The following is a 24,091-nucleotide window of genomic DNA, read 5'->3' as shown; positions in this document are numbered from 1 at the left end:
CAAGCCGCCCCCGGGCAGGCATGTCCCGCACACCGCGGCCGGATGCCGCTGCACGGCCCGGAGTTCGCCGCCGACCCGGCCGCGACGTACCAGGCCCTGCGCGAGCACGGGCCGGTCGCCCCGGTCGAGCTGGCGCCCGGTGTGCCCGCCACGCTCGTCGTGGGCTACACCGCCGCGCTGGACGTCCTGCGCAACCCCAGCGCGTTCCCGCGCGACCCGCGGCGGTGGCAGGCGAAGATGCCGCCGGACAGCCCGGTGCTGCCGATGATGATGTACCGGCCGAACTGCCTGTTCACGGACGGCGCCCAGCACGCGCGGCTGCGCGCCGTGGTCACCGACAGCCTGGCCAGGGTGGACGGGAACGCGCTGCGCGCCTACGTCGAGCAGACCGCGGACCGGCTGATCGCGCGGTTCTCCCGCGACGGCGAGGCCGACTTGCTCGGCCAGTACGCGCAGCTGCTGCCGCTGATGATGTTCAACCACCTCTACGGCTGCCCGCCGGAGCTGGGTGACCGGCTGGTCGCCGCCATGCGCAGCATCTTCGACATGGTGGAGCCGGAGAAGGCCAACGCCGAGCTGACGCAGTGCATGTTGGAGCTGGTCGCGCTCAAGCGGGGGCACCCCGACCAGGACATGCCGTCGTGGATGATGGCCCACCCGGCGCGGCTGACCGACGAGGAGCTGATCCACCAGCTCATCCTGCTCATGGGCGCGGGCACCGAGCCCGAGCAGAACCTGATCGCCAACGGCATCCGGCTGCTGCTGTCCGACGACCGGTTCGCGGGCGACCTCTCCGGCGGCAGCATGCCGGTCGAGGAGGCGCTGGACGAGGTGCTGTGGACCGACCCTCCGATGGCGAACTACTCGGCGAGCTACCCGGTCGAGGACACCGACTTCGCCGGGGTCCGGCTGCCCGCCGCCGAGCCGGTCGTGATCAGCTTCGCGGCGGCCAACAACGACCCCGTGCTGGCGGGCCAGCAGCGCTCGGGCAACCGCGCGCACCTGGCGTGGAGCGCGGGCGTGCACTCCTGCCCGGCCCAGCAGCCGGCGCGGCTCATCGCGTCGGTGGCGATGGAGAAGATCCTCGACGCCCTGCCCGACATGCGGCTCGCCGTCCCCGTCGACCAGCTGGTCTGGCGGCCGGGCCCGTTCCACCGCGCGCTCACCGCGCTGCCCGTGCGTTTCACCCCGGTAGCCGTGCCCGTCCACCCCGACGAGTCACCTGGAGAAACCCGATGGAACGTCCAGCCGACCCCGCCGTCCTCGAACCCGCTGCCGCCGCACCCGCTGCCCTCGGCTCCGCCGCCGTCGACTCCCCCGCCGTTCACCCCGCCGCCCTCGACCCCATCGTCCTCGACCCCACCGGCCGTGACCTCCACGGCGAGTCCGCGGCCATCGCCGCACGAGGGCCGGCGACGCTGGTGGAGCTCCCTGGTCAGGTTCGTGCGTGGTCGGTGACCAGCCAGGAGACCTTGCGCGGCCTGCTCGGTGACCCGCGGGTCTCGAAGGACCCGCGGCGGCACTGGCCGGCGTACTCCAGCGGCGAGATCTCCGAGGACTGGCCGCTGCACCTGTGGGTGTCGGTGCAGAACATGTTCACCGCGTACGGCGACGACCACCGCCGCCTCCGCTCGCTGGTGTCCAAGGCGTTCACGGCGCGGCGGGTGGCGGCGATGCGGCCGTGGATCGAGCAGATCACCACCCGGCTGCTGGACGAGCTGGACGCGGCGGAGCAGCCGGTGGACCTGCGCGACCGGTTCGCCTACCCGATCCCGATCGAGGTCATCTGCCAGCTGTTCGGCGTGCGGGCCGAGGCGCGGTCGGAGCTGCGGGAGGTGGTCGACGGCGTCTTCGACACCACGATCACGCCGGAGGCCGCCCAGGCGAACGTCGTGCGGCTGTACGGGATCATGCACCAGCTGGTCGCGGAGAAGCGGGAGAACCCCGGCGACGACCTGACCAGCGGTTTGATCGCGGTGCGCGAGGACGACGGCTCGACGCTGGAGGAAGCCGAGCTCGTCGACACGCTGATCCTGGTGATCTCGGCGGGGTACGAGACCACGGTGAACCTGCTGGACCAGGCGATCACGGCGCTGCTGACGCACCCGGAGCAGCTGGCCGCCGTCCGCGCGGGCACGAGCAGCTGGGCGGACGTGATCGAGGAGACCCTGCGCTGGCAGGCCCCGGTGGCGAACCTGCCCCTGCGGTACGCCGTGGAGGACATCGAGATCGGCGACGGCGTGGTCATCCGCCAGGGCGAGGCGATCCTGGCGGCGTACGCGGCGGCGGGTCGGGACAAGGCGGTCCACGGCGAGACCGCCGACCAGTTCGACGTCACCAGGGCCGACAAGGCGCACCTGGCCTTCGGCCACGGCGTGCACTACTGCCTGGGCTCCCCGCTGGCCCGGATGGAAGCCGAGATCGCCCTCCCGGCCCTGTTCGCCCGGTTCCCCGGGATGGAACTGGCCGTGGCGCCGCACGAGCTGAAGCCGGGCCAGTCGTTCATCTCCAACGGCCACGAATCCCTGCCGGTGCGGCTGAAGTAGTGCGATCCCTCTCCCGGGGTCGGCCCGGTCGTCGAACGCGACGTCGACCGGGCCGACCCGGGCGTCCGCGCCGTCAGAACGCGTAGCGGACGCGCAGGTACGGGGCGTGCTCGGCGATCAGGGCCAGCAGGTCGTCCAGCAGGGCGCGCTTGAGGCCGCGCCGGTAGCGGACGTTGACGCCGCCGCCCTCGCTGCGCTTCGCCTCCTGCAGGTCCGGCCGCCACAGGACGTCCTCGGCGCGGGGGTGCCAGCGGAGGTTCACGTCGTGCAGCGCCTCGTTGTGGGTGAGCATGATGACCTCGGCGGCCAGCCGGTCGCGGGTCTCGGGTGACGTCGCGTCGCCCAGCGCGCCGAGCAGGTCGCGCCAGTCGTCCAGCCAGCCGTCGTGGACGACGACGGGGCTGAGGTTGACGTGCACCTCGTACCCGGCGGCGCGGAAGTCGTCCAGGGCGGCGAGGCGTTCGGCGACGGGGCTGGTGCGGAGGTCGAGGAGCTTCGCCGTGCGCTCGGGCATCAGCGAGAACCGCACGCGGGTGCGCCCCCTCGGGTCCCAGTCCAGCAGGTCCCGGTTGACGTGCTTGGTGGCGAAGGACGCCTTGGCGGTCGGCAGGCCGCGGAACAGGCGCACCAGGTCGCGCACGTTGTCGCTGACCAGGGCGTCCACGGAGCAGTCGGAGTTCTCCCCGATGTCGTACACCCAGGCGTGGTCGTCCACCTGGCCGGGCTCGGTCATCGGGCCCTGCCGCGCGACGTGCCGGGCCAGGTAGCCGGTGATCTGCTCGATGTTCGCGAACACCGTGATCGGGTTGGAGTAGCCCTTGCGCCGGGGCACGTAGCAGTACGCGCACGCCATGGCGCACCCGTTGGCCGTGGACGGGGCGATGAAGTGGGCGGAGCGCCCGTTGGGCCGGGCCGCGAGCGACTTCTTCACCCCCAGCACCAGCGCCTCCTGCTTGATGCGGACCCAGCGGCGGGCGTTGGCCTCGTCGCCGTGCAGCTCGGGGATGCGCCAGTGGCTGTCGACCTCCACGCGCTCGGCGTCGGGGAACCGGTCCAGCACCTCGCGCCCGCGCGGCAGCGCGGCGGCGGCGGGCTCCACGTAGATGCGGGTGGGTGAGATCAGCGGCTGGGCGGTCACCACTCCAGTGTCCGAACGGGACCGACAAATCCGCACGTCGAACGGTGCCGTGTGGCGCGGTTCACCCGGTCAGGCGGCCAGCACGAAGGACAGGAAGAAGCCGCCGGCCGTGGCGAACGCGTTGAGCGGCCGGCCGTGCTCGAACGCCTCGGGCATCAGGGTGTCGGCCAGCGACGCGATCACGGCACCGCCGGCGAAGGACAGCGCCACGGCCAGCACGGCGTCGCTCAGCCCTCCGGCGACGAGCCTGCCGAGCACCACCGCGCCCGTGAGCAGCAGGGCGCAGATCGCCCAGGTCATGATCACGGTCTTCCGGCTCTGCCCCGACTCGCGCATGGCGACGGCGCCGACCAGCGACTCCGGCAGGTTGGAGAAGAAGATCGCGACGAGCAGGGTCAGCGACACCCCGCCCGCCAGCGACACGCCGAGCGCGAGGTTCTCCGGCACGCCGTCGAGGGTCACCGCCGCGAGCAGCGCGAACCCGACCCCACCGCTCGCGCCGGCCTTCGTCACCTCGCGCTGCTCGGGCCCGGGGTGGCCGGTGACGTAGCGGTCCAGGGCGGAGTCCGCGAGCACGAACGCCGCCGCGCCGGCCAGCAGTCCGAGGCCGGACCGCACCGCGCCGCCGAGGTGGAACGCCTCCTCGAACAGCTCGAAGGCCAGCGCGGAGATCAGCGCGCCGCTGGCGAAGGCCAGCAGGATCCCGGTGAGCCACCGGGGCGGGTCCCACAGCGAGCCGATGATCGAGCCGAGCACCAGGGCGCTCGACGCGGCCAGGCCGTACAGCACCGCGGTCAGCATCCCCACCATTCTGACGGCGGACCGGTCACCCCGCCACCGTTCGCCCGCCCGCGGCGCCCCACCCCGGGCGGGAGTCGGGAGCGCGCGGGCCGGCGGGACGTGGTCAGACGGGGGTGTGGGGTGCCTGGTCCGGGTCGCCGTGCCGGTCCCGCGCCGCGCGTCGCCGCAAGCGGTCCAGGAACCTTATGGACGGTGTCGCGGTGACGCCGTGGAGGATGATCGAGCCGATCACGACCAGGCCGACCACCCGCCAGATCGCGTCCGGGTCGGCGAACTGCCCGGACTGCAGCGCGTAGGCGACGTAGAACAGCGATCCGACGCCCCGCACGCCGAAGAACGAGATGACGGCCCGCTCGCGGGGCCCCGTCCGGCCGCGCGCCAGGCCGATCAGGCCCGTCACCGGCCGCACCACCAGCAGGACCACCAGCGCCACCAGCACCTCGCGCCACCCCGTGCCGACCAGCAGGCCGGTGACCGCCGCCCCGCCGAGCAGGAAGACGATCAGCACCGTGAGCATCCGCTCGATCTGCTCGACGTACTGGTGCAGGACGCGGTGGTACCCGTGGGAGCGCTCGCCCGCCCTGATCGTGCAGGCGCACACGAACACCGCGATGAAGCCGTACCCCTCGGCCAGTTCGGTGAGGCCGTAGGCGAGGAACGTGGCGGCGAGCGCGACGAAGCCCTCGGCGTGCTCGGCCAGCCGCAGGTTCTCCGACGGCGCCGCGAAGAACAGCTTGCGCAACGCCCACCCGGTCAGCAGCCCGACGAGGACGCCGCACGCCAGCCGCCACAGCACGTCCACGGCGAGCCAGTGCGGCAGCCAGCCGTCCGGCGCGGCCCCGACGATGCTGATGGCGACGGCGGCGTAGGTGAAGGGGAACGCCAGCCCGTCGTTGAGCCCGGCCTCGGACGTCAGCGCGAACCGGGCCTCGTCCTCGCCCTCGCCGGGCGCGTCCGGGTTCTCCGCGGGCTCGGCCACCTGCACCTCGCTGGCGAGCACCGGGTCGGTCGGCGCCAGCACGGCCGCGAGCAGCACCGAGGACGCCAGCCCCCAGCCGAGCGCGCCCCACCCCAGCAGCCCGACGGCGAGCATGGACAGGGGCATGGTGATGCCCAGCAGCCGCCACGTCGTCGACCAGCGGCGCAGGCCCACCGGCCGGTTCAGCGCGAGCCCCGCGCCCATCAACGAGATGATCACGCACAGCTCGGTGAGGTGGAGCGTGACCGAGCCGTGCCGGGCCGGGTCCGGGTCGGGCAGCGGGTCGGCGACGGTGAACGCGATCGCGCCCGCGGCCAGGAAGATCATCGGCATCGAGAGCGGCGCCTTGCCCAGGACGCGGGGCAGCAGCGCGGCCAGGAGGGTCGCGACACCGACGCCGGCGTAGGCCACGGCATCCGGACCCACCGGGTTCGCTCCTCTCGTCGGGCCGCGGACGGACGAGCGCCGGCCGCGGCGGTACCCCGGCCGCATACCCCGATCCGCCGGTGCTAATCCTCCGAACGCCTTCACGACCCGGCGAACCTGAACGCCTTCCGACCCGGCGTGAATGTCGACGTGACCCCCTCCGACCAGCGGCGGGCGCAATCCGCGCGCAGCGTAGACGGCCGGGGAAACACGACCTACTGATCACCGTTCTCCATAGCCTTACCCGTTGACGCGGCCACGGCGCACGTAGCGTGATATCACCCCCTCGAACGGACTTGCCTACCCGCGCCGGCGAGTGAACCCGGTCTACTCGCACAATGATCCCGGGCGGCACCAGGTATAGATCTTCTCGGCGCAGCAAAACGACATCAGGGCCGCCGTGAGCTGGGCGGTCACGGCATCGCGCTCGACCGACCGGCGGGTGCGCACCACTCGGAAAAGGCGACGGCATGGCACTCGGAACAAGACAGATCATTCGCGTTGGGGAGATCCCGGCGCGCTTCGGCACCCCGTTCCGCCCCCGACCGGAAATGAGCTAGTCGTGCACGTCGCGGTCATTGGCGCGGGTGTCGCCGGCCTTGCCACGGCCAAGGTGCTGCGGCAGGCGGGGCACGCGATCACGGTGTTCGAGAAGAGTTCGGAAGTCGGCGGCGTGTGGAGCGCGGCCCGGCGATATCCGGGGCTCACCACGCAGAGCCCGAGGGACCAGTACGCGCTGTCGGACTTCCCGATGCCGAAGGACTTCCCCGAGTGGCCGACGGGCGAGCAGGTGCAGGCGTACCTGGCCGCGTACGCCAGGCGGTTCGGCCTCGTGCCGCACCTGCGCCTGAACACGGCGGTCACGGCCGTGACGCCGACCACCGACGGGCGCTGGCGCGTCGCGACCGGTGACACCGGCGAGGTGTACGACCGGGTCGTCGTCGCCAACGGCGTGCTGTGCGAGCCCGCGGTGCCCGACTACCCCGGTCGCGCCGAGTTCGAGGCGGCCGGCGGGCGGGTGTGCGCCGCCACGGAGTTCCACGACGTCGAGGACGCGCGCGGCAGGCACGTGGTGGTCGTCGGCTACGGCAAGTCGGCGTGCGACGTGACCGTGCCGATCTCCGAGGTGGCGGCGAGCACGGACGTCGTCGCGCGGCAGGTGGTGTGGAAGGTGCCGAGGAAGATCGGCGGCGTCGTGAACTTCAAGGTGCTGCTGATGACGCGCATGGGCGAGTCCCTGTTCCGGTACGCGCGGCTGCGCGGGTTCGAGAAGTTCCTGCACGGGCCCGCCGACCGCCTGCGCCGCAACATGATCAACTCGGTCGGGTCGGTGTCGGTCCGGCAGTTCCGGCTCAAGGAGCACGGCCTGGTGCCGGCCGGGCACATGGAGGACATGATCCGCAACGCGATCGGCCTCGCCACGGAGGGGTTCTTCGAGGGCGTCGCCGACGGGTCGATCCGGGTCCGCAGGGACCGCCGGATCACGCGCCTGTTCGCGCGGGGCGGCAAGCCGTGGGCGGCGCTGTCGGACGGCGCCGAGCTGCCCGCCGACCTCGTCGTCTGCGCGACGGGTTTCGTCCAGGCCGTGCCGTTCCTCCCGGCCGACGTGCGGGACCGCGTGCAGGACGAGCGCGGGAACTTCCTGCTCTACCGCCAGATCCGGCCGGTCGGCGTGCCGGGCCTGTACTTCAACGGCTACAACTCGTCGTTCTTCAGCCAGCTCAACGCCGAGATGGCGGCGCTCTGGATCGCGGCCGACCTCGCGGGCGCGCTGCGGCTGCCGGACGACGACGCGATGCGCGCCGCGATCGCCGCGCAGATCGCGTTCATGGACGAGGCGACCGACGGCCACCACTGCCACAACACGAAGATCATCCCGTTCTCGCTGCACAACGTGGACGAAGTGCTGGCCGACCTGGACGTCAACATCCCGAGAGCGGTCCGGGCCGCGCACTGGCTGGTCCCCGTGAACCCCGCGGCCTACCGCCGCGTGACGCGAGCGCTGCTCGCCCGACTGCCCGCACCTCCGCCCGGAGGCGCGCGACCCGCGGGCCTCGACGCGGTGACGGTGGCGCCGGCGCACCGCGGTGAGCGCGCCGCCCGCGCCGGATCGTCCACAACGGACGGTTAAGCGCCGGTCCCACCCCCGATCCACGGCCCGCACGGGCAAGTCACGCGTGCGCCCGGGCTTCACGCCGCTCCCCGGCGGCGGGCACCGCACGGGCCGCGGCCCGCCACCACGCCTCCCGACCGCCACCGGACGTCGAGCGACCGCGTGCGGACGCCCGCACCCCGCCGCCGGCGGTGGCGCCCGTTCAGGCTGCCCTCCCCCGGGCCGGCCCCGCCCCGCGGGGGCCCGGCCGCCGACCCACCAGCCGATTCCCAGGGCTGGTTCGACCCATCACAGCGAACGGAGTCGCGAGAGCCAGCACTTCCACCGAACGAAGGAATGTTGCCCCATGCCCACTCTTTGCAGGCCCTCCGTCTGGGTGCCGGACCACATCATATCGATGCAGCAGACCCTGGCGCTGTGTCGCAGCATCCACGCCGGCCACGAGAAGCTGTCGCTGGTCCTGCGGATGATCGAGAACACCGGCGTCCGCAAGCGGCACATCCTCCAACCCATCGAGCAGACGTTGCGGCACCCCGGTTTCGAGGCGCGCAACCGGCTCTACCTCGCCGAGGCGCGGGCACGCGTCCCCGGCGTCGTGGAGCACGCGCTGGCCTCCGCCGGCGTGGACGTCGAGGACGTCGACGCGATCGTCTTCGTGTCCTGCACCGGTTTCAGCATGCCACCCCTGACCGCCTCCCTGATCAACGACATGGGGTTCCGGAGGAACACCCGCCAGATCCCCATCGCCCAACTCGGCTGCGCCGCCGGCGGGGCGGCGATCAACCGGGCGCACGACTTCTGCACCGCCTACCCCGGGTCCAACGTGCTGATCGTGGCCTGCGAGTTCTGCTCGCTCTGCTACCAGCCGGACGACTCGGACATCGGTTCCCTGCTGTCCAACGGCCTCTTCGGCGACGCGATCGCCGCGGCCGTCCTGCGGGGACACGGCGGCGTCGGCTTCCAGCTCGAGCGCAACGAGGCGTACCTCGTGCCCGAGACGGAGGACTGGATCCGCTACGACGTCAAGGAGACCGGGTTCCACTTCCGGCTCGACAAGCGCGTGCCGGGGACGATGTCCATGCTGGCGCCGGTGCTGCACCGGCTGGCGAACGACCACCAGTGGAACGCGTCCGAGCTCGACTTCTACGTCATCCACGCCGGCGGCCCGCGCATCCTCGACGACCTGTGCCACTTCCTGGACGTGCCGCCGGAGTCGTTCCGCCACAGCCGGGCGACCTTGACGGAGTACGGGAACATCGCGTCCGCCGTCGTGCTGGACGCCCTGCGCCGCGTCTTCGACGAGGGCATCCGGCCGGGGGCCCGTGGCCTCCTGGCGGGCTTCGGCCCCGGCATCACCGCCGAGGCGTCCGTGGGCACCTGGTCCGTCGTGGGCTCCGCGGCCCACCCGCGCGAAGGCTCGATCGTGCCCGGAGCGCGTGAAGAGCTGCACCGACTGCAACCCGCAGGTCAATGGAAATGAGGGAGACAACAGTGACGACGTCCAAGACGCTGACCATCGGCGGCGACATGACCATCAACCGCCTCGGCTACGGCGCCATGCACCTGACCGGGCCGGGGTTCTGGGGACCGGTCGAGGACCCGGACAACGCGGTGCGACTCCTGCGGCGCGCCGTGGACCTCGGCGTCAACTTCATCGACACCGCGGACTCGTACGGCCCGAACTTCAACGAGCAGATCATCCGCGAGGCGCTGCACCCCTACCCCGAGGACCTCGTCATCGCCACGAAGGGCGGCATGCTCCGCTCCGGTCCCCAGGACTGGGTGCGGGCGCCGGACCGGGCTCCCTACATCGTCGCGCTCGGCCGGCCCGAGTACCTGCGCCAACAGGTGGAGCTCAGCTTGCTGAAACTCGGGCTCGAGCGCATCGACCTGTACCAGCTCCACCGGATCGACCCCCTCGTCCCGATCTCGGACCAGGTCGGCGAGCTGGCGCTCCTCCAGCAGGAGGGCAAGATCCGGCACATCGGCCTGTCCGGGCAGCCCGAGGTGACCATCGACCAGATCGAGGAGGCCCGCAAGACCGCCGACATCGTCGCCGTGGAGAACCTCTACAACATCGCCGACCGGTCGAGCGAGGCCGTCCTCCACCACGCCGAGCAGAAGGGCATCGCGTTCCTGCCGTGGTTCCCCCTCGGACACGGCGACCTCCTGTCGCCGCAGGGCGCGCTCACCCGGGCCGCGAAGCGCGCGGACGCCTCACCTGCCCAGGTGGGCCTTGCCTGGCTGCTGCGCCGCTCGCCCAACACCGTGCTCATCCCCGGCACCAAGTCGATCAAGCACCTGGAGGAGAACATCGCCGCCGCCGACCTGGAGCTCGGCGACGACCTCTGGGACGAGATCGAGGAGCTGTGCTCCTACGAGACGCCGTGGCGACCCGCGCACGTCTGACCCGGGAGGAGCTGCCATGACCACCGTCGACGCGCCGGTCATCGACCACGCCAACGTCGAGAGGCTGCGGGCGATCTACGCCGACCTGCCGAGCATCGGCGAGCACGCCGCCGACGACGTCGTGCTCCACCCGGCGGACCGCACCACCGAGGACCCGACCCCCGTCGTCGGCAAGGAGGCCGTCGTCGCGCACGAGCAAGCCCTGGTGGACCTGTCCGCCGGAACGCTCGTCATGGACGTGCACCACATCGTCGCGAACGCCTGGTTCGGCGCCGTGCTCGGTGTGCTGCGCGTGGAACGTCCACACAAGACGTCCATGCCGTTCTGCGGCCTGTGGCGCTTCGAGGACGGCCGCATCGTCGAGCACTGGGAGAACGCCCACGACGTGTCGGCCCTCACGAAGAGCCTGTTCCCGGCCGACGCGACGTCCTGAGTGACCGTCCGGCGTGGAACAACGTGGCGAACGCCACGTTTGGCCCCGCGCCCGCACGGGTTCCACACCGTGCCGAATGGACCTGACCGTGGGCGGAGCCACCGCGCTCCGCCCACGGCGGCCCGTTCCCGGCGGCGGTGTGACGAAACTAGATTTGATCCGTTCCAGACAAGGCGTCTAGGGTCGTGGTGTGACATCCGACTTCGAGGCGCAGCTGCGGGCGGTGTCCCTGCGCGTGACCCGCCCCCGGTTGGCGGTGCTCGCCGCGTTGCGCGACCACCCGCACGTCGACACCGAGACGGTGATCACGCTGGTGCGGGCCGATCACCCGACCGTGTCGCACCAGGCCGTCTACGACGTGCTCCGGGCGCTGACGGACGCCGGTCTGGTGCGGCGCATCCAGCCCGCCGGCGCGACCGCGCGCTACGAGTCCCGGGTCGGGGACAACCACCACCACGTCGTGTGCCGGTCCTGCGGCGCGATCGCCGACGTCGACTGCGCCGTGGGCCCGAGCCCTTGCCTCACCCCCTCGGACGACGGCGGGTACGTCGTCGACGAGGCGGAGGTCGTCTTTTGGGGCACCTGCCCCGACTGCGCGGCCGAGAACACCGCCGATGATCCACCCGTTGGAAGGAAGTAATGACCGACCCCAGGACAACGCCCCAGTCCAGCGCGCAGGGCGTGGACGAGAAGGCCGCGGTCGGCTGCCCGGTCGCGCACGACTCGGTGACCGCGCACGGCAGCGAGAGCGAGAACCCGGCGATCGACTCGCCGACCCCGAAGACGGGCGGGCGTCCGCGCACGAACCGGGACTGGTGGCCCAACCAGCTCGACCTGTCGGTGCTGCACGCCCACTCGTCGAAGGGCAACCCCCTCGGTGAGGCGTTCAGCTACGCCCAGGAGTTCGCCAAGCTCGACGTCGAGGCGCTGAAGCGTGACATCCACGAGGTGCTGACCACCTCGCAGGACTGGTGGCCCGCCGACTTCGGCCACTACGGCGGCCTGATGATCCGGTTGAGCTGGCACGCCGCGGGCACGTACCGCATCCACGACGGCCGCGGCGGCGCGGGCGACGGCGGGCAGCGCTTCGCCCCGCTCAACAGCTGGCCCGACAACGCGAACCTCGACAAGGCGCGCCGCCTGCTGTGGCCGGTGAAGCAGAAGTACGGCCAGAAGATCTCGTGGGCCGACCTGCTCGTGCTCGCCGGCAACGTCGCCCTGGAGTCGATGGGCTTCAAGACGTTCGGCTTCGGCTTCGGCCGCGAGGACGTCTGGGAGCCCGAGGAGATCTTCTGGGGTCCCGAGGACGCCTGGCTGGGCGACGAGCGGTACGTCAGCGAGTCGGAGATGGCCCCCGAGGTCGGCGCGACCGAGATGGGCCTCATCTACGTCAACCCCGAGGGCCCCCGCGGCAACGCCGACCCGCTGTCGGCGGCGCACTTCATCCGGGAGACGTTCGGCCGGATGGCGATGAACGACGAGGAGACCGTCGCCCTCATCGCCGGCGGCCACACGTTCGGCAAGACCCACGGCGCGGGCCCCGCGGACGGCCACGTCGGCGCGGAGCCCGAGGGCGCGCCGCTGGAGGCCCAGGGCCTCGGCTGGCTGAGCACCTACGGCAGCGGCAAGGGCGCCGACACGATCACCAGCGGTCTCGAGGTGACGTGGACGGACAAGCCGACGCAGTGGAGCAACCGGTTCTTCGAGATCCTGTTCGGCTACGAGTGGGAGCTGACCACCAGCCCCGGCGGCGCCAAGCAGTGGGTCGCCAAGGACGCCGAGGCGATCATCCCGGACGCGCACGACCCGGCCAAGAAGCACAAGCCGACCATGCTCACGACGGACCTGGCGCTGCGCGTCGACCCGGCGTACGAGAAGATCTCCCGCCGCTTCCTGGAGCACCCGGACGAGTTCGCGCTGGCCTTCGCCAAGGCCTGGTACAAGCTGCTGCACCGCGACATGGGCCCGGTCAGCCGCTTCCTGGGCCCGTGGGTGCCCGAACCCCAGCTGTGGCAGGACCCGGTGCCGGCCGTCGACCACGAGCTCGTCAGCGAGGCCGACGTCGCCACCCTCAAGTCGATGGTCCTCCAGTCCGGCCTCACCATCGCCGAGCTGGTCTCCACCGCCTGGGCCTCGGCCGCCAGCTTCCGGGCGACCGACAAGCGCGGCGGGGCCAACGGCGCCCGCATCCGCCTCGAGCCGCAGCGCGGCTGGGAGGTCAACCAGCCCGAGCAGCTCGCGAAGGTGCTGGAGGTCCTGGAGCGCGTCCAGCGCGAGTTCAACGAGGCGAGCGGCGCGAAGATCTCGCTCGCCGACCTGATCGTGCTGGCCGGCTCGGCCGCCGTCGAGAAGGCGGCGCGGGACGCCGGCTTCCACGTGACCGTGCCGTTCCACCCGGGCCGCACCGACGCCACCCAGGAGCAGACCGACGTCGAGTCGTTCCGCGTCCTGGAGCCGCGCGCCGACGGGTTCCGCAACTACGTGCGTCCCGGCGAGAAGCTCCAGCCCGAGGTGCTGCTGGTCGAGCGCGCGTACATGCTCGACCTGACCGCGCCGGAGATGACCGTGCTGGTCGGCGGCCTGCGTTCCCTCGGGGCCAACGTCGGCGGCGCCCGCCACGGCGTCCTCACCGACCGGCCCGGCGTGCTCACCAACGACTTCTTCGCCAACCTGCTGTCGCCGGGCACCCGGTGGAAGGCGTCGGAGTCCGAGGAGCACGTGTACGAGATCCGCGACGCGGCCACCGACGAGCTGAAGTGGACCGCCACCTCGGTCGACCTCGTCTTCGGCTCGAACAGCCAGCTGCGGGCCCTCTCCGAGGTCTACGCCAGCGAGGACGCCCGCGAGAAGTTCGTCACGGACTTCGTCGCGGCGTGGACCAAGGTCATGGACCTGGACCGCTTCGACCTGGCCTGACCTGCATCCGCTCCACCGACGAGCCCGGCCGATCCACGCGATCGGCCGGGCTCGCCCGTCCCACCACCTCGGTGACGAGGTCAGGCGGACTTCACTCCGTCCTGACGAGTGCGTACGTGTAGTAGTCCTGTCGGTAGACCCCGCCGGCGAAGGTGTCGTCGTAGTGCCACGCCGCGGTGAGGAAGGCCGGACCGTCGGAGGTGCCGTCCGCCCGGATGCGCACGGTCTCGCGGTTGGCGACGCCGTGCTCGACGGTCACCTCCAGCTCCCACCGGTAGGAGGCGGTGGCCGCCATCGCGTTGATCTCCAACCCGATTTCCTCGCCCTCCTCCAGGGTGATGGACTTCGCTTCCAGCAACGGGCGTTCGACGCCCTCGGCATCGGTGGCGATGAGCCGGCCGGACGGGTCGTCCAAGTCGACGGCGACCTGCTCGATCGGCGTGGAGCCCTCGCTGGGGAACCTGAGGAGCGTGCCGTTCATGCGCGGCAGCCGCTCGACGACCCGGGCGCGGAGGTCGACGACCCGGATCTTCTCCCGTCGGTTGCCGACCAGCGACACCAGGTGCTTGGTGGCGGACTTCGACAGGCGCTCGCTGTCGCGCCACAGCGACAGCACACCACCGAGTTCGCGCTTGCGGGCGGCGAGTTCCTCCAGGTAGGCGTTCATCTCGTCCCGCGACAGCTTCTCGCCCTCGGTCTCGAACCACTGCCGGGACGGCTTCGCCAGCTCGGCGACGGTCGCCTCGCTCAACGCCTGCGGGAAGACCCACTCGTAGGGCGGGTAGTACGTCGCCTGGCGCACGCGGGCCAGCACCGCGGGGAACCGGGCGAGGTCCGCGTCCTCCGCGCGGTTCGCGCCGGACTGGGCACGTGCCTCCTGCTCGCCCGCCTGGTCCAGCGCGAGCCGGGACGAGTACAGCGCGATCGCGCCGCCGACCAGCATCGGGATCACCAACACCGTGAGCCACGTCCACGACTTCCGGTACGCGGGACGTTCCGGCGCGGTCGGGCGGGCGGGTGGCGTGGTCGAGGCTGCGGCTCGGCGGTTGCGGCGACGTCGAGTGGCCATGCGCGAACGGTAACGGACCGATCACCCGACCGTAGCGCGATCGCCGAACACCACGACGGGGTGCGTCATGCCGCGCACTTGTTCTCGGCGGGCGCGGTGGCGGCGCGGACCTCGCGGCTGATCTCGCCGGTGCGGACGAGTTCGGTGGTCCTCTCGAGGTCCGGGGTCAGGTAGCGGTCGTCGTCGAGGCGCTGGACGTGTCGGCGCACCAGGTCGTGGACGCGCTGGGTGCCCGCGCCGAGCGGGAGGCCCGCCATCTCGTCGGCGATCAGGTCGATGCCCTGCGCCGACATGAGCACCTGGACGGCCAGGACGGTTTCGAGGCGGTCGAGGTTGTCGTGCAGGGCGCGCACGGACGCCATGGCCATGGTGTTGTGGTCCTCCTGGCCGAACTTGGCCGGACGGGACAGCGTGCCCGCCGGCGTGGCCCGCTGCTGCATCTCCGGGACCAGGGCGACGGCGACGGTCTGGACCTGCACCATGCCGGAGTTCAGGCCGACCTCGCCGCCCGCCAGGTTGGCGGGCAGGTGGTAGCTCCACTTGTCGGCCAGCAGGCGCGCGGACAGCTCCTGCGACAACACGCCCAGGTCGGCCACCTGCGCGTTGAGGGAGTCGATCTCGTGGCCGAGCAGGGCCGCGTCCCAGTTGCCGCCCATCACGAACTCGTGCCCGCCACCGGGCTTGGGGAAGACCAGGGGGTTCGACGTGGAGGCGTTCGCCTCGCGCTCGACGTGGCCGCGGGCGTCGGCGAGGCGTTGCCGGAACGCGCCGGTGATGTGGGGCGTGGCGCGCACCGACACCGCGTCCTGGATGCGGGGGTTCTCCTCCCCCAAGCGCTTGCGGCCCTCCTCGGTCATCCAGCCGGTGCCGCAGATCAGGGCCCGGATCGTCGCCGCGGTCCGCACCTCGGCGGGGATGCGCCGCTCCTCGTGGGTGCGGGGGTCGAACGCGCCCTGCTCGGCCCTGGTGCCCTCCAGGAACAGCGCGAAGGCGCCGTCGAAGGTGTCCGCGAGGTGTTCGGCCCGCACGACCGCGTCCACGTAACGGGCGGTCAGCACGCTGCTGCCGCTGATCAGCGGCAGCGCCTCCCCCTGCTCCAGCGTGAACTCGACCGGCAGGCCGGCCTCGGCCAGCACCTCCGGCGCGGGGGCCTCGCGGCCCTGGAAGCGCGCGGGGGCCGGTTCGCCGGTCAGCACCAGGCCGGCGGCCGCCATGGGTTGCAGGTCACCGGTGCCCAGGGAGCCGATCTCGGGCATCCTCGGCGTGACCCCGGCGCCGACGAGCGCGAGGATGCGGTCGACGAACTCCGGCCGCACGCCCATCGTGCCGCGCGCCATCGAGTTGGCCCGCAGCACGAGCGCCAGCCGGGCCACCCGGTCGGACACGGCCGGACCGACGCCGGCGGCGTGCGAGCGCAGCACGCGGCGCTGGAACTCGACCCGGTCGGCCTCGGCCAGCGGCTCGTCCTTCAGCGGGCCCAGCGCCTGGTTCCAGCCGTACACCTTCTGCCCGGCGTTGATGGCCTCCAACGCCCCGGCCCGTGCTTCCACCATCTTCTGCCGGGCCTTCAGGTCGAGGCGGACGGTCACCGCGTCGGCCTCCAAGACCTGCACCAGCCGGTCCCAGGTCAGCGCGTCGCCGTTGAGGACCAGGTCCACGGACCCGCGCTCGGCGACGGCGAGCGGTGACACGACGCCCGTGCCGGTCAGCGCGACCAGGGCCGCGGCCAGCACCACCAAGAGACGCCTCGGGTACGTCATCATCGTCCTCCCTGGAGGCGGCGATCCAGCACGGACTTCCCATCGTGGCAGCGCCACGGCGCCACGCACGCCGGCCACCGCGCGGACGGAACCATCGGGTGAGGTTCGCCCGAGGACTCCGCTGTCCTCAGTAGACAGTGCGTCACGTTGGAGCGCGGGGCTTTCCACCGCGGAGGAAGGAGGGCGCTCACGAACGGGTGGCCGGTCCGCTACGCCCGCGTGCGCCGACCCACGACACCGTGTGCTGGACCGGTGAACCGGGCTTTCGAGTGGTGTCGAGCCACCAAGGGGTGATCCGGCTGCCGGAATCACCGCCCAGCGGGTACACCACGGCGATAGACGTCAAGCGCACGGGAGACCCGATGTCCGACCTGAAGACCGCCGTCATCTACTACTCCGCCACCGGCAGCGTGTACTCGATGGCCGAGGCCGCGGCCAAGGCGGCCGAGGACGCCGGGGGCGAGGTGCGGCTGCGCAAGGTGCGCGAGCTCGCGCCGGAGGAGGCCATCGCCAGCAACCAGGGCTGGGCCGCGCACGTCAAGCAGACCCAGGACGTCCCCGAGGCGACCCTGGACGACCTGGAGTGGGCCGACCTGCTCATCTTCGGCACGCCAACCCGGTACGGCCTGCCGACGGCGCAGCTGAAGCAGTTCATCGACACCACGGGACCGCTGTGGGCGGAGGGCAAGCTCGTCAACAAGGTGGCGACCTCGTTCACCTCGGCGGCCACCGCGCACGGCGGGCAGGAGACCACCATCACCGCCCTGAACAACACCTTCTACCACTGGGGCTGCGTCGTCGTGCCGCCCGGCTACGCCGATCCCATCCAGTTCCAGGCCGGCAACCCCTACGGCACGAGCCACGTCTCCAACAACGGCCAGACCCCGCCCGGTCAGCTGGAGCTGGACGCGGTGTCGTTCCAGGCCCGCCGTGCCGTGCACATCGCCCGCGCCCTGAAGACGGGGCTCGCGGCGTAGGGGCCGTCGGCCGCCTCCCGTAGGCCGGCGAGCCGTGGACTCGCCGGAGCGGGGGGACGGGACGGCCGCGCGGCTGACGCGGAGATCCGTGCTCCTGACCGGCGCCGTCGCGGCGTTGGCGGTAGGCGGCTTCGTGGCGTTGTCGCAGGTCCGCAGACCGCCCGGCGGTCTGCCGAACGTGACCGACCTGCCGCTGGCGGACGTGCCCGCGCCGACGGACCGGCCGGTGGAGGTCGTGTACTGCGCGGGGTGGGACTCCGCCGCGCGTGCCCCGGTGTCGCCGATGGCGGAGTCGGTCGCACGCGCCCAGGACGCCGCGGGAGCCCAGGGACGCCGCCGTCCTGCTCGTCGACGGGGTGGCGCGGGCGGTCGTGGAGGTGTGCTGGTCGGCCCACCACGCCGAGCTGTGGCACGTCGACGGTGTCGGTCGCCGTACCGGGGCGTCGCCTACCGGCGTTGGCCGGACGGGCGGTTGCGGCTGTTCGAGGTCCGCAGCTGGAACTACGCCGGGCCGGGCGCGGCGGAGTTCGAGGACGACGAGCCGACGTTCCGGGCCAGGGTCCGCCGCGACGCGAGCGCGGTGCCCGAGACGGTGGGGATCACCGCGGTGCGGTCGGACGGCAGCACCCTCCAGACCGTCCGTGACTGGCCTTCCTGGCCGGAGCGCGTGCAGCCGCCGGAGGACGTCCCGCTGCCGGCCGTCGACGGCTGGCCGGCGCTCTTCGGCATGACCGGCCCCACGACCGTCCGCCCCGGGCCCGCGGTCGTCCCCACCCACTTCCCGTGACGCCCGCCCCGACCGCTGCGGCCGCGCCACATCGCCGAGACCGTCACCGACGGCGCGCGCTCCGCACGGAGGACGGCCGCGTCCTGACCATCCAGCGGGTCCCGGCGGGGACGATCCGGCTGCCCAGCGGCTGGCTCGTCGTCGCGGACCCCGGCTGGCTCGACGCCGACACCGCCCCGCTGGCCACGACCGCGCCGCCCGGCCGGTACCCGGTCGACGTGTTCCGGGCGACGGAGGAGAACCGCGCGGCCATGACCGTCGCGTGCCGGGTGACCGTCACCGACGCGCCCGTCACGTCGTGGCACCTGGCGTTGCGCGAGGGTGACCACGAGCTGGCGCTGGGAGACGGCGAGTTCTTCGGCAACCCGGTCGACACGGCCACCCTCGCCCTGGTCGACCGCATCGGCGCGACGGCGTACCAGCAGGCGGAGATCGAAGCGGCCACGGCCGACGACGCCCCGTACCACACCCTGTCCGCCCGGGACACGGACCTGGTCATCGTGCCGGGCTGGAGCGACGGCGCGAACCCCGCGTGGCTCGGCCGGACCGCGGACGGCGCCCTGGCGTGCTACGTCCTGGACCTCCTCGCGCCCGACCTGGCCACCGCCGAACCCGGCTGACGGCCCGGTTCTCGAAGCGCCTTCGTGGTCAGCGCGCGGCGGGATCGTCGCGGAGTGCGTCGACCTCGGCGCGGTGGCGGTGTGTGGCCGGGTCGGCGAACAGGGCCGCGGCCTCGGCGAGGACGCTCGTCGCGGCTCGTGCGCTTTCCGTCGCGATCAGGGCGGTGCCCGAGGTCCGGAGAGCCGGGTCGTCGGGCCGGCCAGTCAGATGACGACCACGGAGAACGCGTGCACGCACCACGGCCCGTCGTAGTTGGTCACCCAGACGTTCCCCGAGTGGCCGTCGATCTTCTGCCCCTTGGCGGTGCCCTGCAGGTACAGCTGGAAGGACTTGGGACCCGCGGTGATGCCGTCCTTGGTCGTGTTGATCCTCAGGTCCGGGTCGTGGCCGACCAGCTCGTCCACGTGCTGCGGCTTCTTGATGCCGTCCGCGCACAGCTGGGTCTTGGCCTTCGCCGCGTCTCCCGCGTTGACGCTGTCCAGGAACGCCTGCACGGCGGCCAGAGCCGCGGGGTCGACGGGTTTGCCGCCCGCGGTGGGGGTTTTCGGGTCGGTCGGGGCGCTCGTGGGACTGGTCGGCTTGGCGCTGGTCTTGCCGACGTCGGTGCGGGAGATGTTCGTCCAGCACCACGTGTCGCCGTCCCGGACGACCTTCAGCTCGTACTCCTCCGGCTTGCTCTTCGTCGCGACCTCGACGGCCCCCACAGCCACGTCGGCGGAGGTCTTGCGGGTGGCCACCAGCTCGGCCCCGCGGAACGGGGCGACGTCCTCGACGACCTTGTGCACGGCGGAACCGGCCTCCGGGCAGGCGACGTCCTCCAGGACCTTGGCGTCCTGCGCGCCGAAGGCCTCGACCACCGCTTCGAGCAGGCGTTCCGGGTCGGCGGACGGCGGCACGGAGGACGACGTCGTGGACGGCGCCGTGGGCGCCTGCGGAGCGGCCGTGCCGCCGTCACCGAGGAAGAAGCCGGGCGCGACGAACCCGGTGAACCCGAGACCGCCCAGCACCAGCACGACCAGCGCGACCACCGTCACGACCGCCGCCGTGTTGCGCCGCGGAGGCGGAGGCGGAGGCGCGCCGAACCCGCCGGGCTGGGGAGCGCCGTACCAGGACGGCTGCCCGTGGCCCGGCGTCTGCCCGGGGAACTGTTCGGACGGGCCCTGCCCGCCGTACGGCTGCTGCGGGTACGTCATGCGGCCTCCCCGGTCGTGGTCGCACGTTCGACGGAAGGCGGCCGCCATCCGTTCCCGTCGAACGGCCACCGCCGCCACGCGCCGGCGACCGCACCTAGGGTGGGTCGGTCACCGCCTGGTGCCGCTCTCGACGTCGATCCCTCCGCCACCAGACGTAGCTGGTGACCAGGTCGACGACCTCCAGACCCACGATCACCGCGATCACGGTGGACGTCAGCCATCCGAACACCGCGCAGACCGCCGCCACCACGGCCCCCGACGCCAGGCGGAACCACAGTTCCCCACGCCCCCGCGGGTTGCGCAGCAACCACCGCACGAAAGATCGCATGACGCCAGTATGGGCCGCGCCCAGTGGACCACCTGCGCGCCGAAGGGCGGGTGGTCGCGCCACCCGCCCTTCGTTCACGCGTCAGTCGGTCGGCATGCTCCACGTCTGGTTCGGGCCGCCGACGCAGTCCCAGACCTGCAACCGGCGGCCGTTGGCGGCGTCACGGTCGACGCACTTGTTCGTGCCGTTCCACTTGATCATGCCGACGCCCTGGTCCGGTCCGCTGGGCGCGTTGCTCCAGGCCTTGCCCAACCGCCGGAAGGTCAGTGATTCGAGGCGGACCGTGCCGTTGTTGGCGCAGGTCCGGATGCCCAGGCTGCCGCTGGAGGAGTCGAAGTTGACGTTGTCGGTGACCGAGACCTTGCCGTCGTTGCCGAACGTCTCCAACTGCCCCCGGTCGACCAACACCCGCAACTTCACCCGGTTGTTCACCGGTGGCATCGGCGCGTCGGCCAACGTCTGCCGGACGCGGCCATAGCCGATCGCGGCGTCACGGGTGCCGTCGGCGCGGCGGTGCAACTCGAAGCCGCGCCGACAGGACGGTGATGGCGAGTCGGAGCGATCGCGCAAAGGCAACTCTGCGCATACGGATCTCGCCTCTCGTGCAGAGGAACGGGGTGCCCGTGCGTTTCAGAACGTCGCGGGGCGGGCCTCGACGGGGAGCAGTTCGTCGAACCAGGGGGAGTCGGCGCCGGTGCGGGTGCAGGTGATGGCGGCGACGCGTTGGGCGTAGGCGAGGGTGTCGGTCAACTCCTCGTGGGTGAGGGTGGCGAGGTTGGGGCGGGTGAGGAGGTCGTCGCGGTCGAGGGCGGCCAGGAGGCCCGCCATGAACGCGTCCCCCGCGCCGACGGTGTCGGTGATGGCGACGGGAACGGCGGGCAGGTCGACGTGGCCGGCCGGTCCGGACGCGTACACGCCCTCCGCGCCGCGCGTGACGACGACGAGGGTCGGCCCCTGGTCGTGCCACTCGGCGACGACGTCGGCGAGCGGGCGGTCCGGGGCGATCCACCGCAGGTCGTCGGCGCTGACCTTGACGACGTCGGCCAGGCCGAGCCAGCGGCGGAGCCGGGCGCGCGCGGCGTCGTCGTCGGTGATCAGGACCGGGCGGATGTTGGGGTCGAAGGTGATGACGCGGTGGGGGTGTTCGCGGGCCAGGAGGGTGTCGAACACGGTCGCCATCGGCTCGACGGCGAGGGCGAAGGAGCCGCCGACGTGCAGCGCGGCGTCCGGCGGGAGGTCGGTGGGCAGGTCGGCGGGCTGCCAGCCGCCGTCGGCGCAGCCGTCGATGTAGAACGAGTAGTCGGCCACGCCGTCCCGGTCGACGTCCACCACGGCGAGGGTGGTCGGCGCCGTGGACGTGACCGCGAAGCCGAGGTCGACGTTGGAGGTGCCGAGGTGGGCGCGCAGCAGCGCTCCGAGGCGGTCGTCGGCGAGGCGGGCCAGCAGCGCGGTCTGCGTGCCGAGGCGGCCGAGGCCGACCGCGGTGTTGGCGGGGCTGCCGCCGGGGAGGGGGCGGTAGCCGCCGGTGTGGTCGGGCACCAGGTCGATGAGGGCTTCGCCACCAACGATGATCATGTCGTGTTCCTTGTCGGGGGTGTGGTGGTGGAGCCCGCGCGGGGCTCCACCACCACGGGTGGTCAGCGCGACCTCGACCGGGGACCGGTCCACCGGCGCGCGGCCGTCACCGTCGCGGTCCCACCGGGCGGCCGCGCTCAACAGCCTCGGGAAGGCGTGCTCGTCCCGCACAACGCCCGCAAGGCGTTGCGCCGCAGAGGAAACCGGTCAGGTGGCCTGGTCGGGCGGTTCCATCGCGCCGGTCATGATGGCGACGGCGTCGGACATCGAGATGGTCTTCGGGTCGACGACGGCCTTGCGGCGGCCGAGGCGTTGGATGTGGATGCGGTCGGCGACCTCGAAGACGTGCGGCATGTTGTGGCTGATCAGGATCACCGGCAGGCCGCGGTCGCGGACCTGGAGCACGAGGTCGAGCACCGCACGCGACTCCCGCACACCCAGCGCCGCGGTGGGTTCGTCCATGATGACGACGCGGCTGCCGAACGCGGCGGCACGGGCGACGGCGACGGCCTGGCGTTGGCCGCCGGACAGGGTTTCCACGGCCTGGCCGGGGTTCTGGATGGTCATGATGCCCAGGGCGTCGAGCTGGCGGCGGGCCTCGTCGCGCATGCCGTTGCGGTCCAGCATCCGCAACACCGTGCCGAGCACGCCCTTGCGGCGGCGTTCCCGACCGAGGAACAGGTTGCTGGCGATGTCCAGCGACGGCGAGACCGCCAGCGACTGGTGCACGGTCTCGATGCCGGCGTCGCGGGCGTCGATCGGCGTGGAGAACGACACCGGGCGGCCGTCCACCAGGATCTCACCCTCGTCCGGCACGACCGCGCCGGACAGGGCTTTGATCAGGCTGGACTTCCCGGCGCCGTTGTCGCCGATGACGGCCAGGATCTCGCCGGGCAGCAGCTCCAGGTCGGCGCCCGCCAGCGCGGTGACCCTTCCGTAGCGCTTGACCAGGCCGCGGGCCTGCAGCACCGGCGTGGTCATGGCTTCACCTTCCGAATCCACTGGTCCAGCGACACCGCGACGATGATCAGCACGCCCACGGCCATCGTCTGCCACAGCACGTCCACCCCGGCCAACGCCAACCCGTTGCGGAACACGCCCACGATCAACGCCCCGATCAACGAGCCGACGATCGCGCCCCGGCCGCCGAACAGGCTCGTGCCGCCGATCACCACCGCGGTGATCGAGTCCAGGTTGTCCATCTGCCCGGCCTGCGGGCTCGCCGACGCGATCCGGCCGATCAGCACCCACGCCGCCAGCGCGTACACCGCCCCCGCCGTCGCGTACACGCTCAACAACACGCGGCCGGTGCGGATGCCGGACAGGCGGGAGGCTTCGGCGTCGTCACCGGTGGCGTAGACGTGCCGGCCCCACGCGGTGTTCTTCAACGCGAACGCCATCGCCGCGACCAGCACCACCATCATGATCGAGCCGTAGGTGACACGGGTACCGCCGACGTTGATCGTCTGACCCGTCCACAGCAACAGCGACGGCATGTCGCTGCCGCGGATGGTGGCGCTGGCGGAGTACCAGAGGTTCAGCGCGAAAAACACGTTGAGCGTGCCCAGGGTGACGATGAACGGCGGCAACTTCAACCGCGTCACCAGCAACCCGTTGAGCAGGCCACACAACGTGCCGACCACGAAACCCAGCAGCAGCGCGGGCAGGCCGGGCAACCCGGTGTCGGCCGCGACCTTCGCCATCACGATCGACGTCAACACCATGATCGCGCCACACGACAGGTCGATACCCGCGGTCAGGATCACGATCGTCTGACCGACCGCGAGCGTCCCCACGACCGCCACCTGCTGCAGGATCAGCGAGATGTTGCCCGGGGTGAGGAACCGCTCGGACAGCACGGCGAACACCACCACCGACACCAGCAGCACCACGGCGGGGCCGATGGTGGCCTGGGCGTGCAGCAGGTGCTGGAGCCGGGTCAGCGGCGACCGCTTGGCGGTGTCCCCGCCGAGCGGTCCCCCACCCGGCGACTGGCTCTTGGACAGAGTCGTCGACATGC

The 24,091-nt window shown here is 72.1% G+C and carries 22 protein-coding genes; 11 read left to right on the top strand and 11 right to left on the bottom strand.

Going from position 1 to position 24,091, the window contains the following annotated elements; translation table 11 throughout:
* The first annotated feature begins 42 nt into the window (after positions 1-42).
* Both ACRAKH_RS10120 and ACRAKH_RS10115 read left to right on the top strand, forming a co-directional pair.
* The gene (locus ACRAKH_RS10120) at positions 43-1,458 is read left to right on the top strand and encodes a cytochrome P450 (RefSeq protein ID WP_380727064.1); all 1,416 of its coding nucleotides are present in this window, start codon (positions 43-45) and stop codon (positions 1,456-1,458) included.
* Positions 1,455-2,546 (top strand): cytochrome P450 family protein, encoded by a 1,092-nt coding sequence (locus tag ACRAKH_RS10115; RefSeq protein ID WP_380727066.1) that lies wholly within the window; start codon positions 1,455-1,457, stop codon positions 2,544-2,546. Before ACRAKH_RS10120 ends, ACRAKH_RS10115 begins: the two co-directional genes overlap by 4 nt.
* Positions 2,547-2,619: 73 nt before the next feature.
* On the opposite strand, the gene ACRAKH_RS10110 is transcribed toward ACRAKH_RS10115, so the two are convergent.
* The 3 genes from ACRAKH_RS10110 to ACRAKH_RS10100 form a co-directional block, all read right to left on the bottom strand.
* Positions 2,620-3,684 (bottom strand): spore photoproduct lyase family protein, encoded by a 1,065-nt coding sequence (locus ACRAKH_RS10110; RefSeq protein ID WP_380727068.1) that lies wholly within the window; start codon positions 3,682-3,684, stop codon positions 2,620-2,622.
* Positions 3,685-3,753: 69 nt separating this feature from the next.
* Positions 3,754-4,485, bottom strand: coding sequence for a ZIP family metal transporter (locus tag ACRAKH_RS10105; protein ID WP_380727070.1), 732 nt, complete (start codon positions 4,483-4,485; stop codon positions 3,754-3,756).
* A 103-nt stretch (positions 4,486-4,588) separates the two neighbouring features.
* Complete coding sequence (locus tag ACRAKH_RS10100; RefSeq protein ID WP_380727072.1) at positions 4,589-5,890, bottom strand: cation:proton antiporter; 1,302 nt, start codon at positions 5,888-5,890, stop codon at positions 4,589-4,591.
* Positions 5,891-6,452: 562 nt separating this feature from the next.
* Here ACRAKH_RS10100 and ACRAKH_RS10095 point away from each other — a divergent pair.
* The 6 genes from ACRAKH_RS10095 (at position 6,453) to katG (ending at position 13,761) form a co-directional block, all read left to right on the top strand.
* Complete coding sequence (locus ACRAKH_RS10095; protein WP_380727074.1) at positions 6,453-8,021, top strand: flavin-containing monooxygenase; 1,569 nt, start codon at positions 6,453-6,455, stop codon at positions 8,019-8,021.
* 379 nt (positions 8,022-8,400) lie between these two features.
* Positions 8,401-9,483: a type III polyketide synthase gene (locus ACRAKH_RS10090; protein ID WP_380727425.1), complete on the top strand. Its 1,083-nt coding sequence runs from the start codon at positions 8,401-8,403 to the stop codon at positions 9,481-9,483.
* Complete coding sequence (locus ACRAKH_RS10085) at positions 9,474-10,412, top strand: aldo/keto reductase (protein WP_380727426.1); 939 nt, start codon at positions 9,474-9,476, stop codon at positions 10,410-10,412. Before ACRAKH_RS10090 ends, ACRAKH_RS10085 begins: the two co-directional genes overlap by 10 nt.
* 16 nt (positions 10,413-10,428) lie before the next feature.
* The gene (locus tag ACRAKH_RS10080; RefSeq protein ID WP_380727429.1) at positions 10,429-10,845 is read left to right on the top strand and encodes a nuclear transport factor 2 family protein; all 417 of its coding nucleotides are present in this window, start codon (positions 10,429-10,431) and stop codon (positions 10,843-10,845) included.
* A 190-nt stretch (positions 10,846-11,035) separates the two neighbouring features.
* Complete coding sequence (locus ACRAKH_RS10075; protein ID WP_380727431.1) at positions 11,036-11,485, top strand: Fur family transcriptional regulator; 450 nt, start codon at positions 11,036-11,038, stop codon at positions 11,483-11,485.
* Complete coding sequence (katG, locus tag ACRAKH_RS10070; RefSeq protein ID WP_380727433.1) at positions 11,485-13,761, top strand: catalase/peroxidase HPI; 2,277 nt, start codon at positions 11,485-11,487, stop codon at positions 13,759-13,761. The genes ACRAKH_RS10075 and katG overlap by 1 nt, the downstream gene beginning before the upstream one ends.
* A 91-nt stretch (positions 13,762-13,852) precedes the next feature.
* Here the strand turns inward: katG and ACRAKH_RS10065 are convergent, their stop codons facing one another.
* Together ACRAKH_RS10065 and ACRAKH_RS10060 are read right to left on the bottom strand one after the other, a co-directional pair.
* Positions 13,853-14,830, bottom strand: coding sequence for a hypothetical protein (locus tag ACRAKH_RS10065; protein ID WP_380727435.1), 978 nt, complete (start codon positions 14,828-14,830; stop codon positions 13,853-13,855).
* Between the two features lie 65 nt (positions 14,831-14,895).
* A complete protein-coding gene (locus ACRAKH_RS10060) occupies positions 14,896-16,590 on the bottom strand; it encodes an HAL/PAL/TAL family ammonia-lyase (protein WP_380727437.1) in 1,695 nt (564 codons plus the stop codon).
* A gap of 362 nt (positions 16,591-16,952) precedes the next feature.
* Here ACRAKH_RS10060 and wrbA point away from each other — a divergent pair, with 362 nt between their 5' ends.
* The 3 genes from wrbA to ACRAKH_RS10045 all read left to right on the top strand — a co-directional run bounded on the left by wrbA (position 16,953) and on the right by ACRAKH_RS10045 (position 18,974).
* Positions 16,953-17,567, top strand: a complete 615-nt coding sequence (gene wrbA / locus ACRAKH_RS10055; protein WP_380727439.1) for an NAD(P)H:quinone oxidoreductase — start codon at positions 16,953-16,955, stop codon at positions 17,565-17,567.
* Positions 17,568-17,655: 88 nt separating this feature from the next.
* Complete coding sequence (locus tag ACRAKH_RS10050) at positions 17,656-18,354, top strand: hypothetical protein (RefSeq protein ID WP_380727441.1); 699 nt, start codon at positions 17,656-17,658, stop codon at positions 18,352-18,354.
* A complete protein-coding gene (locus ACRAKH_RS10045; protein ID WP_380727443.1) occupies positions 18,351-18,974 on the top strand; it encodes a DUF4241 domain-containing protein in 624 nt (207 codons plus the stop codon). Before ACRAKH_RS10050 ends, ACRAKH_RS10045 begins: the two co-directional genes overlap by 4 nt.
* Before the next feature lie 204 nt (positions 18,975-19,178).
* On the opposite strand, the gene ACRAKH_RS10040 is transcribed toward ACRAKH_RS10045, so the two are convergent.
* The 6 genes from ACRAKH_RS10040 to ACRAKH_RS10015 form a co-directional block, all read right to left on the bottom strand.
* Entirely contained in the window at positions 19,179-20,168 is a 990-nt protein-coding gene (locus ACRAKH_RS10040) for a hypothetical protein (RefSeq protein ID WP_380727445.1), read from the bottom strand.
* A 94-nt stretch (positions 20,169-20,262) separates the two neighbouring features.
* Positions 20,263-20,496, bottom strand: a complete 234-nt coding sequence (locus tag ACRAKH_RS10035; RefSeq protein WP_380727447.1) for a hypothetical protein — start codon at positions 20,494-20,496, stop codon at positions 20,263-20,265.
* 81 nt (positions 20,497-20,577) lie between these two features.
* Complete coding sequence (locus ACRAKH_RS10030) at positions 20,578-21,015, bottom strand: GH32 C-terminal domain-containing protein (RefSeq protein WP_380727449.1); 438 nt, start codon at positions 21,013-21,015, stop codon at positions 20,578-20,580.
* A 111-nt stretch (positions 21,016-21,126) separates the two neighbouring features.
* The gene (locus ACRAKH_RS10025; protein WP_380727451.1) at positions 21,127-22,071 is read right to left on the bottom strand and encodes a carbohydrate kinase family protein; all 945 of its coding nucleotides are present in this window, start codon (positions 22,069-22,071) and stop codon (positions 21,127-21,129) included.
* Positions 22,072-22,278: 207 nt separating this feature from the next.
* Positions 22,279-23,052 (bottom strand): ATP-binding cassette domain-containing protein, encoded by a 774-nt coding sequence (locus tag ACRAKH_RS10020; RefSeq protein ID WP_380723009.1) that lies wholly within the window; start codon positions 23,050-23,052, stop codon positions 22,279-22,281.
* Entirely contained in the window at positions 23,049-24,089 is a 1,041-nt protein-coding gene (locus ACRAKH_RS10015) for an ABC transporter permease (protein WP_380723011.1), read from the bottom strand. Before ACRAKH_RS10015 ends, ACRAKH_RS10020 begins: the two co-directional genes overlap by 4 nt.
* Positions 24,090-24,091 lie beyond the last annotated feature (2 nt).

It is taken from the genome of Saccharothrix hoggarensis, from assembly GCF_052936025.1.
The sequence above is the reverse complement of the archived record's forward strand: the minus strand, read 5'-3'. Positions and strand labels throughout refer to the sequence as shown.

What these genes read in the sequence shown, in the direction of transcription:
- ACRAKH_RS10060 (WP_380727437.1), bottom strand. Translation starts at nt 16,590, where the DNA reads ATGACGTACCCGAGGCGTCTCTTGGTGGTGCTGGCCGCGGCCCTGGTC.
- ACRAKH_RS10120 (WP_380727064.1), top strand. Translation starts at nt 43, where the DNA reads ATGCCGCTGCACGGCCCGGAGTTCGCCGCCGACCCGGCCGCGACGTAC.
- ACRAKH_RS10020 (WP_380723009.1), bottom strand. Translation starts at nt 23,052, where the DNA reads ATGACCACGCCGGTGCTGCAGGCCCGCGGCCTGGTCAAGCGCTACGGA.
- ACRAKH_RS10090 (WP_380727425.1), top strand. Translation starts at nt 8,401, where the DNA reads ATGCAGCAGACCCTGGCGCTGTGTCGCAGCATCCACGCCGGCCACGAG.
- katG (WP_380727433.1), top strand. Translation starts at nt 11,485, where the DNA reads ATGACCGACCCCAGGACAACGCCCCAGTCCAGCGCGCAGGGCGTGGAC.
- ACRAKH_RS10025 (WP_380727451.1), bottom strand. Translation starts at nt 22,071, where the DNA reads ATGATCATCGTTGGTGGCGAAGCCCTCATCGACCTGGTGCCCGACCAC.
- ACRAKH_RS10085 (WP_380727426.1), top strand. Translation starts at nt 9,474, where the DNA reads ATGGAAATGAGGGAGACAACAGTGACGACGTCCAAGACGCTGACCATC.
- ACRAKH_RS10080 (WP_380727429.1), top strand. Translation starts at nt 10,429, where the DNA reads ATGACCACCGTCGACGCGCCGGTCATCGACCACGCCAACGTCGAGAGG.
- ACRAKH_RS10065 (WP_380727435.1), bottom strand. Translation starts at nt 14,830, where the DNA reads ATGGCCACTCGACGTCGCCGCAACCGCCGAGCCGCAGCCTCGACCACG.
- ACRAKH_RS10015 (WP_380723011.1), bottom strand. Translation starts at nt 24,089, where the DNA reads ATGTCGACGACTCTGTCCAAGAGCCAGTCGCCGGGTGGGGGACCGCTC.
- ACRAKH_RS10035 (WP_380727447.1), bottom strand. Translation starts at nt 20,496, where the DNA reads ATGCGATCTTTCGTGCGGTGGTTGCTGCGCAACCCGCGGGGGCGTGGG.
- wrbA (WP_380727439.1), top strand. Translation starts at nt 16,953, where the DNA reads ATGTCCGACCTGAAGACCGCCGTCATCTACTACTCCGCCACCGGCAGC.
- ACRAKH_RS10040 (WP_380727445.1), bottom strand. Translation starts at nt 20,168, where the DNA reads ATGACGTACCCGCAGCAGCCGTACGGCGGGCAGGGCCCGTCCGAACAG.
- ACRAKH_RS10105 (WP_380727070.1), bottom strand. Translation starts at nt 4,485, where the DNA reads ATGCTGACCGCGGTGCTGTACGGCCTGGCCGCGTCGAGCGCCCTGGTG.